Raw genomic sequence first — 16,121 nt, forward strand, 5'->3', positions numbered from 1 at the left:
CTTACAGCAATCGCATAAGCGCGCCGGGGGAAACTAACGAGCTGCTGATTTAGTACTGATATCTAACTGCCACAAAAAGTACGTTTATACTGCATGGGCGAGATAGACAGGTATTTTCTGAAGTTATGCCGCAGTGTTACGGCATTTTCAAAGCCGGAGCGCGCTGCAATTTCATCAATAGACAAGTCGGTAATTTCCAACAGCGATTTGGCGACTTCCAGCTTGCGCTCACTTAGCCATTGCAGCGCTGTTATGTTGTAGTTCTTGTTAAACTGCCGGTCAAAAGTGCGCCGGGTCATACTGGCCTTTTTTGCTATGTCATCAATGGTTATTACTGATGAAAGGTTATTGGTTGCCCAATCCAGTGCTTGTGAAATACCGGTTTTGGTCAGGGTAACCGGCTTTTCAACAAACTGCGCCTGGCCACCACTACGATGGGCGGGCAGCACCAGGCGCCGGGCTACACTGTTGGCACGGTGATAACCAAAGTCGCGGCGAATGACCTCTATACCCAAATCAATACCTGCCGCGCTACCGGCCGAACAGCCAACCATACCGTCATATTCGTACAAAATATTGTCCTGGTAACGGATGTGGGGAAAGCGTTGTTTAAACTGTTCGGCATAGCGCCAATGCGTAGTAGCAACCCGGTTATCTAATAACCCCGCCGCGGCCAATAAAAACGAGCCGGAGCAAAAGCTAATAATCCGGCCGCCGCGTTGATGATGCTCAAGCAACCCGGCAATTAACTTTTCTTCAGGTTGTATTACCCCAACCGGAAAGCTGGGTATAACCAGCAAATCTGACAGCGGCAGAGTATCCACCATGTCGCACAACAGCGTACTACCAGCCAGGCCGGTGTAGCGCTGGCTCGACAACGAAACTATTTGCGTACGGTACCAGTCGGTAAATTCTGGTCGCGGCATGGCAAATAACTCTACCGCACAGCCTAGCTCAAATAATGACAATTGTTCGGTTAATAGTATGGTTACCCGCATGCTGCTATCTCAAATGAATTATGTCTGGATATTATCGAACATTGTCTATTTAGACAATTCCGCAAAATCCGGCCACGACTGATAATGCAGACTCCAAACCATGAGATGAGAGACCAAACATGCATTCAACAGTTGTCAGACCTAAGCCAGCCACCAGCGCAGAAGCACTGGCACATTTTCAACGTTTAATGGCATTTGAAACAGACTGTTGGGATGTGCACTATGCGCTTAACCATAATCTGCAGGACTTTGTGCTGCTCGACGTGCGCTCATTAGATACGGCAAAAAAAGGCTATATTGCCGGGGCTACGTTACTGCCCTATCCAACCATTAATGAAACCACCCTGAGCAGCTATCCTGACGATACCGTTTTTGTTGTATATTGCGCCGGCCCGCACTGCAACGCGACCGAGAAAGCCGCCGTAAAGCTGGCTAGGTTAGGCCGCGCGGTCAAAAAAATGATAGGCGGCGTAACAGGCTGGATTGATGAAGGCTTTGAGCTTATCAGTGATGTCTGATGTTGTAATAAGGCCGGCACAGTTGCAAGACTGTGCCATGACGATGCCGGTGGATTGAGTATTATGCATGTACAAGCAAGATGGTTAGCCCTGGTCGGTGAGACGTTTGCTGCTCACGTGCAGGCCGTTTCAAAGCCCGGCCATAACCAGCTGCTTTATTTTTAACGCTTTCTCAAAATGGTCTAAGCGGTGGGTTTGGATCCACCAGGTAGCCGCTTCCATCAGTAGCGCCGGGTCGTCATTTTGGTTGGCAAAAAAGGCGTAAAAAGACAGCCCTACGGTTTCACCTTTGGTGAGTATTTTTTTATCACAAACAGCAATAATCTTTTCTCTTAACGTATCGCGCATAGACTACCAATAATGATGTTGCTGCAGAAAACAAAAAACCAGCGTAATGCTGGCTTAAAATGGCAAAGCTTTCGGGACTCGGCCGCGCGCTTTGTGGCTTTTGGCATGACAGGCCGGCTAAGCTTGTAATAGAGAGCAACCGGCTGAACTACTGCTCAGGCTAAAAAAACAAAAAACCAGCTTAATGCTGGCTTAAAGTGGCGGAGCGGACGGGACTCGAACCCGCGACCCCCGGCGTGACAGGCCGGTATTCTAACCGACTGAACTACCGCTCCGGAATCAGACAAGCAGTGTAAGGCTTAGTGGCGGAGCGGACGGGACTCGAACCCGCGACCCCCGGCGTGACAGGCCGGTATTCTAACCGACTGAACTACCGCTCCGCACCAATTGCGCTGCAGAATTTCGTTTGGGTATCCTGCAGTGCGGCGGGAATGATACGGATTAGCCGAAAGGCCGTCAACACCTTTTTTGCCGCTTTTGCCTAATCCTTAATCATCCGGTAAGGTCAGATCCAGAATGTCATCCATATCGTTGTTTTTTTGTGCATTCGTGCTGTTTTTATCTGTTGCAGGCTTATTTTTTTCCGCTGTTGCCGCAACGGGCTGAGCCTTGGCGTCTTTTTTACGCCAGAACTGTAAATCGGCTAATTTCTTGTCTGTCATTACAAACCAGATAGCAAAACCACCACCAAACAGAATAAATAAGTTAGCACCAATGACCAACCCCCAGGGAAACTCAGGCACAGGCTCGGCTTGCTCGGCGGCAATTTCATCTTTAACTTTCTGCGGCAAATCTGCCAGTACCGGCGCGTCTAATACCGGCCGGTTAACCACAAAACTCACTTCGGGCAAATTAAGCATAAATTCGCGGCCATCTTGCATCTCGCCAAAAGCGGCCACCTCTAAAATGTAGCTACCATGGCCACGGTTATGCAGTTTAAGCTCCCGTGGTGAGGTGCCAGGCTCATTCAGCGCAAACGACTCTATCTCGCCACTGGGATAACGTACTCTGCCCTGCAGCAACACTGACGCGGCATTCACACTATCGTCGGTTACCCGAAACAACACCTGATGCGGTATAGCCTGCTGCTGAGGTTTATCGTCAGCCAGCGCAGCCGCTGCGGTAATATCTGCTACTATTGGCGCGGGCTTTAAAACCACGGGAGCCTGCTCTACTTCACGAGTGTATAAAGGTGTGCGCACTATATATTTAGGCGTCCATTCACCGGCCACAAACTTTAGCTGAAACTCGCCGGTAAAAATGCCGTCACGGGAGCGCTCATCATAGCCTTTACCGTCATCACGAAATTGCGCTACCTGCACCACGCCGCGGCCAAAGTTGTCGTAGTCAGCATTATTGGTGCTGACAAAGATCACTTCCAGCGCCAGTACTTCGTTAAAGTCTTTGGCTGTAATAGGCTGATCGCCATTGGTTAAGCGTGCGGTGATCTTAACGGTTTCGCCTACCATCAGGTTGGTAGGTAACGGCTCTACGTTTAGTTGAATGTCGCTTAGCAACATAATACGGCTTTCAGGCAGCAGGCGGCCAATGGCCTGCCAGGGACCCGGCATCGGGTTTTTAATCTGAATTAAATCGTAACTGCTGGCGTCATGCCAGCGCACCTGCTGGGCTTCAGCAGTATTAAAATGAATTTTGCTGCCATCCGGCTTTACCAGCACTACAGATGCCGAGCCGCGGCGGCGAAACAACAGCAGGGTAATTTCGTCTACTTTATCATCAATACGAAAACGGTTATCAAACAGCGAAATCTGGTTTTTTGTAGGTAAATCACTTAATAGCGTAAAACCACTTTCGTGCAGGGTTTTCTCATCAACAGCCTCTGTGACTTCTGTTACCGGAGCCACAGCGTCAGGCGGCGCGTCTTGCATGGCGCTAAGCGGGAGGCTGCAAAGCAATAAACCTAATGCTGCTATCAGTTTCGCCACAGGCAACTGCCTCCCTTTTTTTGTACCAGATCCAGCCGGCTTTCATGCGCGGCCAGTTCCTCTGCAGTTGCCTGCAGCACCTTTAACCGGCCGCTGCGCTGTATTGCCACCGGGCCACCGTCGCCGTCTGTGCCGTCTTGCTCGTTTGCCAGGTTTAAACTTACCTGGCCGCCGGTCATCAGCAGATAAACATCCGCTAAAATTTCAGCATCCAGTAAAGCGCCGTGCAGGGTACGATGGCTGTTATTAATATCATAACGGCGGCACAGTGCATCGAGGTTGTTCTTTTGGCCTGGGTGCAGTTCCCGCGCCATTAATAAGGTATCCAGAATGGCGCAATAGTCGCCAACCGGTGCCAGTTGCGGATGCAACAGGGAAAACTCGTGATTAATAAAGCCGACGTCAAACGCAGCGTTATGGATCACCAGCTCGGCACCATGAATATAGTCATAAAAATTTCTGGCGATATCACGAAATTTGGGTTCATGTTTTAACCGCTCGTTGGTAATACCGTGCACGGCAACGGCTTCAGCGTCAATAATCCGCTCGGGGTTAATGTAAACATGAAAATTATTGCCGGTAAAACGCCGGTTTATCAGCTCTACGCAACCTATTTCAATAATACGGTGGCCGTCTTTGGGGTTTAGACCAGTAGTTTCAGTGTCGAGAATAATTTGTCTTTTAGCCATGGCAGTTTCGTTTTTTACAGCATTTGGGTTAGATTATACGCCGTTTTGGTTTGAGGAAAGGCTTTATGCGCAAAACAGTTGCGATCTATACCGACGGCTCCTGCCTGGGTAACCCCGGCCCGGGCGGCTACGGTGCTGTGCTGCTGTATAAACAGCATCGCAAAGAGTTAAGCGGCGGCTACAAACTTACCACCAATAACCGTATGGAGCTGTTAGCCGCTATTGTTGCGCTGGAGAGTTTAAAAGATAGTTGCGATGTGGATTTAACCACCGACAGCCAGTATGTGCGTTTGGGTATTACGCAATGGCTGGCCGGCTGGAAGCGTAATAACTGGAAAACCAGCCAGAGACAGCCGGTGAAAAATCAGGATTTATGGCAGCGGCTGGATACTGCCGCCTCAGCCCACAAAGTTAACTGGCACTGGGTAAAAGGCCATGCCGGCCACCCGGAGAACGAGCGTTGTGATGTATTAGCCCGCAGCGCGGCAGAGGCGAAACCCACTACTGTAGATACGGCGTTTGAGTTAAGCGCTAAAACTTAATCAAATCGTCAACTGCTTGCGCTGCAACACTCGCCTTGGCTCATCACAGCAACTCGCTACCGCTTGCGCGTTCGCTCAGACACTCTGTGATGACCAAATCGAGGCTCCAGCCGCAGTTGACTGGATAGGCGAATTAATTAGGCAATAGCTTTTACACCCGCTTAAGCAGTTGACCTACACCCTACTCGCCAGCTTTTATCGGTGCTTCAGTACCGGCATTTGCGGCTAACATTTTTTCCAGTTCAGCGATAAAAGCTTTATCGTCCGGCGCGGTGCGGCTGCCGAAATGCTTTACTGTTTGCTCGTCGCTGCTTACCAGATACTTATTAAAATTCCAGCTTGGTGCTTCCCCGGTTTTGGCAATTAAAGCTTTAAATACCGGGTTGGCATCATCGCCTTTTACCTTAGAGCTGGCAAACATCGGAAATTTTACGCCGTAAGTTAAGTAACACACCTCTGCCGTTTTTTCGGCATCGTCATATTCCTGCATAAAGCTGTCCGACGGAAACCCCAGTATCACTAAACCTTTGTCCTGATACTTTTGATGTAAAGCCTCAAGGCCTTCAAACTGTTTGGTAAAACCACATTTACTGGCCGTATTCACCACCAGCAGGGTTTTGCCTTTGTAGCTGTCGCATAAATCTACGCTCTCACGCGTATTTAACTGCTGCATAGAATGGCCGAGAATTTCACCACACTGGTTAGCCGTAGCAGGCATAGCCAGTAAACCGCAAGCTAAGGCTACGGCGCTTAGTAATGTTTTCATTTTTCATCTCCTGTAGGGTTCGCACTTAAGGCCAACAACTGTTACGCAGCATAACCTAAAGCCGATCTGTTTGCCCAAACCGATAAAAATTCACGTGTGTTTTTTTTGCTATCCGCTATCATCCGCTTCCTTTTTTTGGCGGCTCTCGTATGCTAAGCCAGAACAGCTTACTCAAGGATCGCTATGCGCATTTGTTTTTTAATGTACCCGTGGGACAAAGTTTATCCAGACGGCGACAGCACCATTCGGATGATCCACGAAGCGGTCAGCCGCGGCCATACGGTAGCCATTACCCATGCTACCAACTTAACCGTGCGGGATAGTATTGCCCAGGCGTTTTGCAAAGTGTTTGTTAAAGGCCAGAAAGTATCCAGCAATATCGCCAGCTTTTATCGTAACGCGCAGTTTAATCAGCAAAAGCTGCCGTTAGCGGCCTTTGATGCCATTTTTATCCGGTTAAACCCGCCACTAGACCCGATAGTGCTTAATTTTTTGGACTCGGTGCGCGAAGACACCTTTATTATGAATGATTTAGATGGTGTGCGTATTGCCAACAACAAGATGTATACCGCGTCCTTGCACGATCCGGACAACGAGTTTATTCCGGTGACGCATGTATCAAAAAACAAGGATTATCTGGCGCGGGTGCTGGCAGAGTCTCCCAACGATAAAATGATTTTAAAACCACTAAATGGCTATGGTGGCAAAGGCGTTATTTTGCTGGAAAAATCTGCCGCGCAAAGCGCCCGCTCGTTACTGGATTTTTATATTGGCGACACCGAGCGCGGCAATTACGTTATTTTGCAGGAATATGTTGAAGGCGCTGAACTGGGCGATATCCGTATTTTAATGCTAAACGGTAAACCTATAGGTGCTATGCGCCGTATTCCGCCGGCAGATGATGTACGTTCTAACGTGCATGCCGGCGGCACTGTGGTTAAACATCAACTAACCGAACAGGAAAAACGCTTGTGTGCTCATATAGGCCCTAAGCTTGCCCGCGACGGTTTATTTTTTGCTGGCATAGACGTAATTAACGGCAAATTGATTGAAGTCAATGTAATGAGCCCTGGCGGTATTGCCCGGATTAACCGGTTAAATAGCGTGCGCCTGCAAGAGAAAGTTATTGATTTTATTGAGCATATGGTAAGCAGTAAAACCCAGTTATCGCCACGTAAGCAGGTGTTCAGGCCACTGCTGAGTGATGCTGAAACTGTTATTTGAAAAATTTTTATCGTCTGTAAAAAAATAATTCACTGTTTAAAACCGGTAAATCTCGGTAAATAAGCAAAAAAAAATCTGAGGTGCGCTTATGTCACAGGTAGAAAGCAACGATTTTGAACTGGATGACTTAACGGATGAAGTTGAGATCGTCAAAGATGTATCATCAAAAGATCAAAAAGCAAAACAAAAGCTGGAGGCCCGGCGGCGCATAGATGATCTGCTGGAGCAAAAACGCTTGCGTCAGTTACTGGATGACTGGGATCTGGATGATACAGAGGCATAAAAAAAACGGGCGTGTTAAGCGCCCGTTTTTTTTATCTGTAGTGCCAGCCGGGGCTATTAACCACGGTACTTTTGCATAACTAAAGTGGCATTAGTACCACCAAAACCAAAGCTGTTCGACATCACGGTATTAAGCTCAGCCGGGGTGGCTTTAGTAACAATATTCAGCCCCTGCGCGGCTTCATCCAGCTCACCGATATTAATTGAAGGCGCGATAAAGCTGTGTTTCATCATCAGCAGTGAATATATTGCTTCATGCACGCCGGCAGCACCCAGCGCATGGCCGGTCATCGCTTTGGTCGCACTGATAGCTGGTGATTTACCGGCAAATACTTCCTGAATAGCACCCAGCTCTTTTACATCACCTACCGGCGTGCTGGTACCATGCGTATTAACGTAATCTACCTGAGCCGTGACATTCTGCAGGGCCATCTGCATACAACGCACGGCGCCTTCCCCACTTGGCGCTACCATGTCATAGCCGTCAGACGTTGCGCCATAACCTGTTACTTCAGCATAAATAGTGGCACCACGGGCTAAGGCATGCTCCAGCTCTTCAACCACGACCATGCCACCGCCACCACTGATCACAAAGCCATCGCGGTTCGCATCATAAGTACGCGATGCCTGCTCAGGGGAGTCGTTGTACTTGGTAGACAACGCGCCCATCGCATCAAATTCCATTGCCAGCGTCCAGTGTACTTCCTCACCGCCACCGGCAAATACCACGTCCTGCTTGCCCAGCTGGATCAACTCTACCGCATGGCCAATACAGTGCGCACTGGTGGCACAGGCCGAGCTGATAGAATAGTTAACACCTTTAATTTTAAACGGTGTCGCCAGACAGGCTGAACAGGTACTGGACATGGTTTTTGGCACCGCATAAGGGCCAACCCGCTTTACGCCTTTTTCACGCAAAATATCAGCCGCTTCAACCTGTACTTTAGATGACGCACCGCCAGAGCCCGCCACCAAACCAATACGCGGGCTGGAAATTTGCTCTTCGGTAAAACCGGCGTCTGTCATGGCTTCTTGCATAGCAAGGTAAGCATAGGCTGCAGCATCACCCATAAAACGCATAGCTTTACGGTCAATCAGTTCACTGGGTTCCAGTTTGATATTACCCCATACCTGCGAGCGCAGGCCCAGCTCAGCAAATTCTTCTGATCGGGTAATGCCTGAGCGCCCGGCCTGTAACGAGGCCAGTACTTCGTCTTTGTTATTACCAATACTGGACACAATACCAATACCTGTGATTACCGCTCTTTTCATGCTTTCTCCATCGACCAGCCAATTGCCGGCAAGGTTAAAATAATACTGTGCGCTATTGTACGGACTTTGTTCTGCAAAGTGGTCAGCTTTCAGCGCACACTTGTACTCTGTTTTCAATTTTGCGATAGCTTAGGGTAAACTACAAGCCGAATATTGTGGTGGACCCGCCTTCTATGTCTCAGCTTACACACGCCAAAATACATTTTAATGAACAAGGTACGCCCGTGGCGTCAGATTTTGATGACGTCTATTTTTCCAATGACGGTGGCATGGCTGAAACCAGCTACGTATTTTTGCAGCAAAATGGCTTACCAGAGCGCTGGCACACACATTCAGGGCCCGCCTTCCATATTATTGAAACCGGCTTTGGCACCGGCGCCAACTTTCTGCTGAGCTGGCTGCGCTTTCGTCAATACCGCCAGCTGTTTCCAGATGCTGTCTGCCAACGCCTGTATTTCAGTAGTTTTGAAAAATTCCCGCTTAGCCATGCCGATCTAACCCAGGCGCTAGCAGTACACACCGAGCTTAAACAGCAGTGCCAGCAACTGCTGGACGCTTATCCGCTGTGTATTGGCGGTTGTCACCGGCTTAGCTTTGATAATGGCAGCGTAGTACTGGATTTATGGTTTGGCGATGTAAATACCCTGCTGCCACAGCTTAATGCCAAAGCAGATGCTATTTACCTTGATGGTTTTGCCCCCAGCAAAAACCCGGATATGTGGCAGCAGCAGCTGTTTACCGGCCTGGCCCGGCTAAGTGGTAATGGCAGCACAGTGTCTACCTTTACCTCTGCCGGGCTGGTAAAGCGTGGCCTGCAACAGGCAGGTTTTACGGTGAGTAAAATTAAAGGCTTTGGCCGCAAGCGTGAAATGCTGACGGCCATAATGGCAACGGATACCGCTACACCTACCCAGCCAAACAATGAAATTACCATTATAGGCGGCGGTATAGCATCGCTTTGCACAGCTTTGGCACTGACTCAGCGCGGTGTGGCCGTGCATCTTATTTGTGAAGATGACAGGGTGGCACGCCAGGCGTCACAAAACCGCCAGGGCGCGGTATACCCCAACCTGCATGCGAACCTGACCGATGACAGCCAGTTACACGCTCAGGCCTTTTTGTTTGCCCGGCGCTTTTATCAGCACTGGCAACAACAAGGGCTGAGTTTTGCCATGGACTGGTGTGGCTTACTGCATCTGGCCAGCAATACGCTGCTACAACAGCGCCAGCAAAAACTGATAGATAAAGCGCTATGGCCAACTAAACTGGTGCAGGCCGTAAATGCCAGCGAAGCCTCTGCCATTGCCGGGCTTGAACTGCCCCACAGCGGCATTTACTTGCCGCTGGCCGGCTGGTTAAGCCCGCAACAGTTCTGCCTGCAGGCGCTGCAATATTTACAACAGCAAAAGTTATTTCGCTTTAGCCCTGATTGTAAAGTACGGGCGATAAGGCAACATAATAGCGGATGGCATTTAGATACCGCAGCCGGAGAATATCAGGCCGCAGTTTTAGTATTAGCCTGTGGTAGCAAACTGGCAGAATTTGCCCCAACAGCACAGTTGCCGCTGAATAAAATCCGCGGCCAGGTCAGTTATGTGCAAGCCAGCGCTATGGCGCCACTTAAAACGGTGCTGTGTCATAAAGGTTATATTACGCCGCAGTGGCAAAACCTGCACAGTGTTGGCGCTACTTTTGACCGTAACGCAACAGAAGCCTTTATCAGCGCGCAGGATAACAGCGAAAACGTAGAATTGGTGCGCCAGCAACTGCAGCAACCCGCCTGGTTTGCAAAGGCTGAAGTAACAGACGCCACAGCGGCATTTCGAGCTACTGTGCCGGATCATCTGCCCCTGGTTGGCCCTTTGGCTGAACAGCAAAACCTTTACCTGATAGGTGCTATGGGCGCCAGAGGTATTATGCTGTCGCCATTGCTGGCCGAGCTATTGGTGTGCCAGATTTGTGCTGAACCGCTGCCGTTATCACAACAGCTGTGTGAGCGGCTGGCCGCTACCCGTTTTCATAGCGACACGCTTTAAATACCGGCAGGTATAATGCTGGGCAAAGGCAATAAAAGTTTGCTAAGGTAGCGCAGAATAATAAATAAAAATAAGGACAAAACATGCGTCTAGCCGTTTTATTATGTCTGGCGTTATTCAATTACGGGCACAGCGCTGCCGCTAAAGATTTTTACCAGATCCCGCTGCCGGAAGATGCCCGTGAATTTGCCCGGCTTGATAATAAACTGCCTGCAGTGCTCAGTTACTTTAGCCAGCAAAGCGAAACCACACTACGCGATTTTTATATCCAGCAACTGGGGCAGCCTGATTCAATACAAAGCAGGTATGGCCGCGAACATTTATATTTTACGCTCAATGGTAACCAGGTACGGGTGCTGATCTCAAGCCGCGATAACTGGCGCCAGGTTGATGTTATGGTGCAAAACTAAGCCGGTTAAGGCTTAGTCAGCTGCAACACTACCCTGCGGTTTTGTTTGCGTTCTAAGGCGGTATCGTTTGGCGCTACGTGGCGTCGTTCACCAAAACCTTCTACCTGAACTTTATCCTCACTTAGCCCGGCGGCAACAAAAAAGCTTTTTACTTTCTCCGCCCGCTTTACCGATAACTGCTCGTTCATCCAGCGCCCGCCATAACTGTCGGTGTAGCCCTGAATTTCCACATAAGCGATATCCTGATCATATTTCAGGTATTCAGCGATCTGCGCCAGCCTGCGCTCCGATTCCCGGGTTAACTTGTCGCCGCCACTTTCATAGCTCAGAACGGTAAAAGCAATATCATCAAAGCCATACGGCAATAAACGCGACACACACTGATTAAACTGATGGTAATTTGCCGGAAACTGCACCGGGTTCATCGCCGCCACTACTTTATCGTAAGGGCTGTACCAGTCGCTGAAGTAAAACGTCGGACTAAAGCCCTGCTCCAGTTCAGTCAGTAAGGTCCAGGCCGTTTTTTTCGGTAGGTCGCCATTGTATTGCTTTAATAACTTCATGCTGGCCACCGCTTTAGCAGGGGTGCCCGGACGCCAGGCCGGCGGCACTGACAGTACCTCAGCTAAACCATAGTTATCGGGCAGGCGTAGCATTTGCAATTCAAAATCCAGGTTCAGCCCTTTACTGGCCACACTGCGAAATACCGCCTGGCCAAACTGCGGAATTTCATGCTGCAGCTGACACTCCAACGGGGTGTTTTTACTTAATTGCCAGACTGATTGCTCAATACTGGCAGAATATTGACGCAACTGTGGCTGCGCCAACACACTGGCACTGCACAACAGGCTGCTGATCATTAATAAAGTTCGCATTTTCTGGCTTTCCACCACTGTCGGTAAGCAATTTATGGCAATTTGGCTTTATGTTAAGCAAACACTATGCCGCAACAAGACGCTGACGCAATTCTTTGGCATAATAGCCGCTGATTGGCAAACTGGCGATGTTATGACACAACCAAGATCACAGCTGGCGCAGCGCTTCCGCGGTTACTACCCTGTAGTTATCGACGTGGAAACCGCAGGCTTTAATGCAAAAACAGATGCTTTACTGGAAATAGCCGCCACCTTGCTGGATATGGACGATGACGGCAATTTAATTCCGCTGCAAACACTGCACTTTCACGTTGAGCCCTTCGAGGGGGCAAATCTGGATGCCAGCTCACTGGCATTTAACGGTATAGATCCCTTTAACCCATTGCGTGGCGCAGTGCCAGAGCGCGAAGCCATTACGGAAATATGTAAAGCGGTGCGCAAAGCGCAGAAAGACGCCGACTGCCAGCGCAGCGTTATAGTGGCGCACAATGCTGCCTTTGATCAGAGCTTTTTTAACGCCGCAGTGGAAAGGCTTAACTTTAAACGCTCGCCCTTTCATGCGTTTGTGTCATTCGATACCACCAGTTTGTCGGCATTAGCATTGGGGCAAACTGTACTTGCCAAAGCCTGCCAGGCGGCAGGTATTGAATTTAATAACAAAGAAGCGCACAGCGCTTTGTATGATACCGAACGCACTGCTGAGCTGTTTTGTTATATTGTTAATAGCTGGAAACAACTTGGCGGCTGGCCGCTGGCGCAGGTAGTGGAAGCAAGCCGCGAAGACACCAGTGAACCGGTGTGAAACACAAGCAGCCCGGACTCGCCGCTTAACCGTCAAAATATAAAGGCCGCAATAAGAAGCGGCCTTTATATTTACCACAGCAAGATTTTACTCTGCGGCGGTATCGGTTTTGTATTTAGCAGCAGTTTCTTTAATCAATGGCTGCAACTCACCACGCTGAAACATTTCCAGCACGATATCACAACCACCAACCAGTTCACCGTCTACCCACAACTGTGGAAAAGTAGGCCAATTGGCATATTTGGGTAATTCAGCACGGATATCCGGGTTTTGCAAAATATCTACAAAAGCAAATTGTTCGCCACAGGCAATCAGCGCCTGTGAAGCCTGCGCCGAAAACCCACAGCTTGGGAATTTAGGCGAGCCTTTCATAAATAACAGGATCGGATTCTCAGCAATTTGCTGCTTAATTTTATCTAACGTTTCCATTAACACCTCACAACATGAGCATTTTCAGACTGGCAGACATTTTACGCTGTTCTGTCGTAACTGGCACTTGAGATCTGAGAAAAAATCCCCACCTCTGTTGCTACAACCCTAAGCGCTGATTATCACATCCGGCTACACTGGATCAGCCAATAATCAATACTGTAAAACTTGAGTATTTTAGTCAGGTTTTGTAGTCTACGCCATGCAGACATCATAAACAACGCCAACGGAGAACGACAATGGCCTTTGAATTACCAGCATTACCTTATGCAAAAGACGCTTTAGCGCCACACATTTCCGCAGAAACTCTGGAATACCACTACGGCAAGCACCACAATACCTACGTGGTAAAACTAAATGGTTTGATTGAAGGCACCCCCTTTGCCGGTAAATCTCTGGAAGAAATCGTGCGTACCTCTGAAGGTGGCATTTTCAACAACGCCGCTCAGGTATGGAACCACACTTTCTACTGGCACTGCTTGTCACCAAACGGTGGCGGCGAGCCAACAGGTGCGTTAGCCGATGCTATCAATGCTAAATGGGGCTCTTTTGCTGCATTTAAAACCGCCTTTAACGACAAAGCCGTGAACAACTTTGGTTCAAGCTGGACCTGGTTAGTGAAAAAAGCTAATGGCAGCGTGGATATCGTTAACACCAGCAATGCCGCCACGCCTTTAACAGATACCAGCGTAACGCCTGTCATGACTGTAGATTTGTGGGAACACGCCTACTACATTGACTACCGCAATGCCCGCCCTACTTATCTGGATGCATTCTGGGCACTGGTTAACTGGAAATTCGCCAGCGAAAACTTTGCCAAGTAAGACTTAGCAGTATTAAATAAACCCGGCCTATGCCGGGTTTTTTGTCCACCAAGCTTTACATTTTCCCGCAGTACACCAACTAAACCATTTTGCCCTCAGCCACTATAGCCTGAAGAAATTTATAGATTTTTCTGTCAATTAGTCAGGCGGGAATCCGCTTTACTGTCTAACCTTAAGATAACAGCTTGGCTGCCACCCTTTTCCGATGTTTAAAAGCTGGAGGTGCATATGAGTATTTTCGAGCACTATAAATCACGCTACGAAGCTGCGAAAGAAGAAGAATATAGCATCCAGGAATTCCTGGCATTATGCAAAAACGACAAAAGCTGTTACGCCAGTGCAGCCGAGCGTTTGTTGCTGGCTATAGGTAAACCCGAACTGACCGATACTGCGCAAGATCCACAGTTAAGCAGGCTGTTCTCCAACCGGGTAATAGCACGCTACCCGGCATTTTCCGAATTTTATGGTATGGAAGATGCCATCGAACAAATTGTGTCTTACCTGAAGCATTCGGCGCAGGGGCTGGAAGAGCGCAAACAAATTTTGTATTTACTCGGCCCGGTGGGCGGCGGTAAGTCGTCACTGGCCGAAAAGCTGAAACATTTAATGCAGCAAATTCCGATTTATTACTTAAAAGGCTCACCGGTGTACGACCATCCGCTGTGCCTGTTCGACGTTAACGAAGATGGCAATATTCTGCAGCAGGAATACGGCATTCCCAGACGCTACCTGCGCAATATTATGTCACCCTGGGCCAGTAAACGGCTGCACGAATATAACGGCGATATCAGCCAGTTTAAGGTGGTGAAAAAATACCCGTCTATATTGGATCAGCTGGCCATTGCCAAAACCGAGCCCGGCGATGAAAACAATCAGGATATTGCCTCACTGGTAGGTAAAGTGGATATCCGCCAGTTGGAACACTTCGCCCAGAATGACCCCGATGCTTATAGCTACTCTGGTGCACTTTGTCGCGCTAATCAGGGCCTGATGGAATTTGTTGAGATGTTCAAAGCACCGATTAAGGTACTGCACCCTTTGCTGACAGCAACGCAGGAAGGTAACTACAATGGCACCGAGGGTTTAGCGGCGTTGCCGTTTGACGGCATTATACTGGCACACAGCAATGAATCTGAGTGGCAAACCTTTCGCAATAACAAGAACAATGAAGCCTTTCTTGATCGGGTTTACATTGTAAAAGTACCTTACTGCCTGCGGGTTAGCGAAGAGAAGCGTATATATCAAAAGCTACTGGAACACAGCGAGCTGAATACTGCACCTTGTGCACCGGGCACCTTAAGCTCCCTGGCACAGTTTGCAGTGTTGTCCCGGTTGAAAAACCCCGATAACTCCAGCATTTACTCCAAAATGCGTGTTTACGATGGGGAAAGCTTAAAAGACACCGATCCTAAGGCAAAATCGTATCAGGAGTACCGCGACTATGCCGGCGTCGATGAAGGCATGACAGGCTTATCAACCCGTTTTGCTTTTAAAATTTTATCGCGGGTATTTAACTTCGACAGCACAGAAGTGGCCGCCAACCCGGTACACCTGTTTTATGTGCTGGAACAGCAGATAGAGCGTGAGCAATTCCCTGCCGATGTGGCAGAGCGGTATCTGGAGCATTTAAAAGGCTATTTGATCCCTAAATACATTGAATTTATAGGTAAAGAAATTCAAACCGCGTATTTAGAATCCTATTCCGAGTACGGGCAGAATATCTTTGATCGCTACGTGATTTATGCTGATTTCTGGATCCAGGATCAGGAATACCGCGATCCTGAAACCGGCCAGTTATTTGACCGCTCAGCACTGAATGCAGAGCTGGAAAAGATCGAAAAACCTGCCGGCATCAGTAACCCGAAAGATTTCCGCAATGAAATAGTTAACTTTGTGCTTAGAGCCAAAGCGAAAAACAATGGCAAAAACCCAACCTGGACCAGCTACGAGAAGCTGCGCACTGTGATAGAGAAGAAAATGTTCTCCAGCACAGAAGAGTTGCTGCCGGTAATTTCGTTTAATGCCAAAACCTCAACCGATGATCAGAAAAAACACGATGATTTTGTCAACCGGATGATGGAAAAAGGCTATACCCGTAAGCAGGTAAGGTTGTTGTCAGAGTGGTATCTGCGCGTACGTAAATCGCAGTAACGTAAGCCG

General features: G+C 48.8%; 17 protein-coding genes and 2 tRNA genes. 9 read left to right on the forward strand and 10 right to left on the reverse strand.

From position 1 onward, the window contains the following. Window positions 1-62: 62 nt before the first annotated feature. The gene (locus tag BLW68_RS17870) at window positions 63-998 is read right to left on the reverse strand and encodes a helix-turn-helix domain-containing protein (RefSeq protein WP_092796252.1); all 936 of its coding nucleotides are present in this window, start codon (window positions 996-998) and stop codon (window positions 63-65) included. Between the two features lie 119 nt (window positions 999-1,117). Here BLW68_RS17870 and BLW68_RS17875 point away from each other — a divergent pair, with 119 nt between their 5' ends. Then, entirely contained in the window at window positions 1,118-1,516 is a 399-nt protein-coding gene (locus BLW68_RS17875) for a rhodanese-like domain-containing protein (protein ID WP_092796253.1), read from the forward strand. A gap of 129 nt (window positions 1,517-1,645) precedes the next feature. Here the strand turns inward: BLW68_RS17875 and BLW68_RS17880 are convergent, their stop codons facing one another. The 5 genes from BLW68_RS17880 to dnaQ form a co-directional block, all read right to left on the reverse strand. Continuing rightward, a complete protein-coding gene (locus BLW68_RS17880) occupies window positions 1,646-1,864 on the reverse strand; it encodes a DUF6500 family protein (protein ID WP_092796255.1) in 219 nt (72 codons plus the stop codon). A 198-nt stretch (window positions 1,865-2,062) separates the two neighbouring features. Beyond that, window positions 2,063-2,139 (reverse strand) — tRNA-Asp (locus tag BLW68_RS17885). 28 nt (window positions 2,140-2,167) lie between these two features. Beyond that, window positions 2,168-2,244: transfer RNA gene (locus BLW68_RS17890), tRNA-Asp, on the reverse strand. Between the two features lie 108 nt (window positions 2,245-2,352). Further along, window positions 2,353-3,810 (reverse strand): TIGR03503 family protein, encoded by a 1,458-nt coding sequence (locus BLW68_RS17895; protein WP_092796257.1) that lies wholly within the window; start codon window positions 3,808-3,810, stop codon window positions 2,353-2,355. After that, window positions 3,798-4,499, reverse strand: coding sequence for a DNA polymerase III subunit epsilon (dnaQ, locus tag BLW68_RS17900; RefSeq protein ID WP_092796259.1), 702 nt, complete (start codon window positions 4,497-4,499; stop codon window positions 3,798-3,800). The genes BLW68_RS17895 and dnaQ overlap by 13 nt, the downstream gene beginning before the upstream one ends. A gap of 65 nt (window positions 4,500-4,564) precedes the next feature. On the opposite strand from dnaQ, the gene rnhA reads away from it, so the two are divergent. Then, entirely contained in the window at window positions 4,565-5,041 is a 477-nt protein-coding gene (gene rnhA / locus BLW68_RS17905) for a ribonuclease HI (RefSeq protein WP_092796261.1), read from the forward strand. Between the two features lie 181 nt (window positions 5,042-5,222). Here rnhA and BLW68_RS17910 read toward each other — a convergent pair whose 3' ends face one another. Next, on the reverse strand, window positions 5,223-5,807 hold the full coding sequence (locus BLW68_RS17910; RefSeq protein WP_092796263.1) for a glutathione peroxidase: 585 nt from the start codon (window positions 5,805-5,807) through the stop codon (window positions 5,223-5,225). 183 nt (window positions 5,808-5,990) lie between these two features. On the opposite strand from BLW68_RS17910, the gene BLW68_RS17915 reads away from it, so the two are divergent. Further along, window positions 5,991-7,031, forward strand: coding sequence for a glutathione synthetase (locus BLW68_RS17915; protein WP_092796265.1), 1,041 nt, complete (start codon window positions 5,991-5,993; stop codon window positions 7,029-7,031). 88 nt (window positions 7,032-7,119) lie between these two features. Further along, the gene (locus BLW68_RS17920; protein ID WP_092796267.1) at window positions 7,120-7,314 is read left to right on the forward strand and encodes a PA3496 family putative envelope integrity protein; all 195 of its coding nucleotides are present in this window, start codon (window positions 7,120-7,122) and stop codon (window positions 7,312-7,314) included. 56 nt (window positions 7,315-7,370) lie between these two features. Here BLW68_RS17920 and fabB read toward each other — a convergent pair whose 3' ends face one another. Then, window positions 7,371-8,585, reverse strand: a complete 1,215-nt coding sequence (fabB, locus tag BLW68_RS17925; protein ID WP_092796327.1) for a beta-ketoacyl-ACP synthase I — start codon at window positions 8,583-8,585, stop codon at window positions 7,371-7,373. A gap of 173 nt (window positions 8,586-8,758) precedes the next feature. Here fabB and mnmC point away from each other — a divergent pair, with 173 nt between their 5' ends. Next, window positions 8,759-10,621: a bifunctional tRNA (5-methylaminomethyl-2-thiouridine)(34)-methyltransferase MnmC2/FAD-dependent 5-carboxymethylaminomethyl-2-thiouridine(34) oxidoreductase MnmC1 gene (mnmC, locus tag BLW68_RS17930; protein WP_092796269.1), complete on the forward strand. Its 1,863-nt coding sequence runs from the start codon at window positions 8,759-8,761 to the stop codon at window positions 10,619-10,621. Between the two features lie 83 nt (window positions 10,622-10,704). Beyond that, entirely contained in the window at window positions 10,705-11,031 is a 327-nt protein-coding gene (locus BLW68_RS17935) for a hypothetical protein (protein ID WP_092796271.1), read from the forward strand. A gap of 5 nt (window positions 11,032-11,036) precedes the next feature. Here the strand turns inward: BLW68_RS17935 and BLW68_RS17940 are convergent, their stop codons facing one another. Next, on the reverse strand, window positions 11,037-11,906 hold the full coding sequence (locus tag BLW68_RS17940; RefSeq protein ID WP_092796273.1) for a flagellar protein MotY: 870 nt from the start codon (window positions 11,904-11,906) through the stop codon (window positions 11,037-11,039). 133 nt (window positions 11,907-12,039) lie between these two features. On the opposite strand from BLW68_RS17940, the gene rnt reads away from it, so the two are divergent. Beyond that, window positions 12,040-12,708 carry a ribonuclease T gene (gene rnt / locus BLW68_RS17945; RefSeq protein ID WP_092796329.1) on the forward strand — a complete coding sequence of 223 codons (669 nt, stop codon included), beginning with the start codon at window positions 12,040-12,042 and terminating at the stop codon, window positions 12,706-12,708. An 87-nt stretch (window positions 12,709-12,795) separates the two neighbouring features. Here the strand turns inward: rnt and BLW68_RS17950 are convergent, their stop codons facing one another. Then, window positions 12,796-13,137 (reverse strand): Grx4 family monothiol glutaredoxin, encoded by a 342-nt coding sequence (locus BLW68_RS17950; protein ID WP_068232257.1) that lies wholly within the window; start codon window positions 13,135-13,137, stop codon window positions 12,796-12,798. A gap of 239 nt (window positions 13,138-13,376) precedes the next feature. Here BLW68_RS17950 and sodB point away from each other — a divergent pair, with 239 nt between their 5' ends. Further along, window positions 13,377-13,961: a superoxide dismutase [Fe] gene (gene sodB, locus BLW68_RS17955; protein WP_092796275.1), complete on the forward strand. Its 585-nt coding sequence runs from the start codon at window positions 13,377-13,379 to the stop codon at window positions 13,959-13,961. A 228-nt stretch (window positions 13,962-14,189) separates the two neighbouring features. Next, window positions 14,190-16,112 (forward strand): PrkA family serine protein kinase, encoded by a 1,923-nt coding sequence (locus BLW68_RS17960; protein WP_092796277.1) that lies wholly within the window; start codon window positions 14,190-14,192, stop codon window positions 16,110-16,112. The last annotated feature ends 9 nt before the right edge of the window (window positions 16,113-16,121 follow it).

Source organism: Rheinheimera pacifica (assembly GCF_900108485.1).
GTDB lineage: Bacteria > Pseudomonadota > Gammaproteobacteria > Enterobacterales > Alteromonadaceae > Alishewanella > Alishewanella pacifica.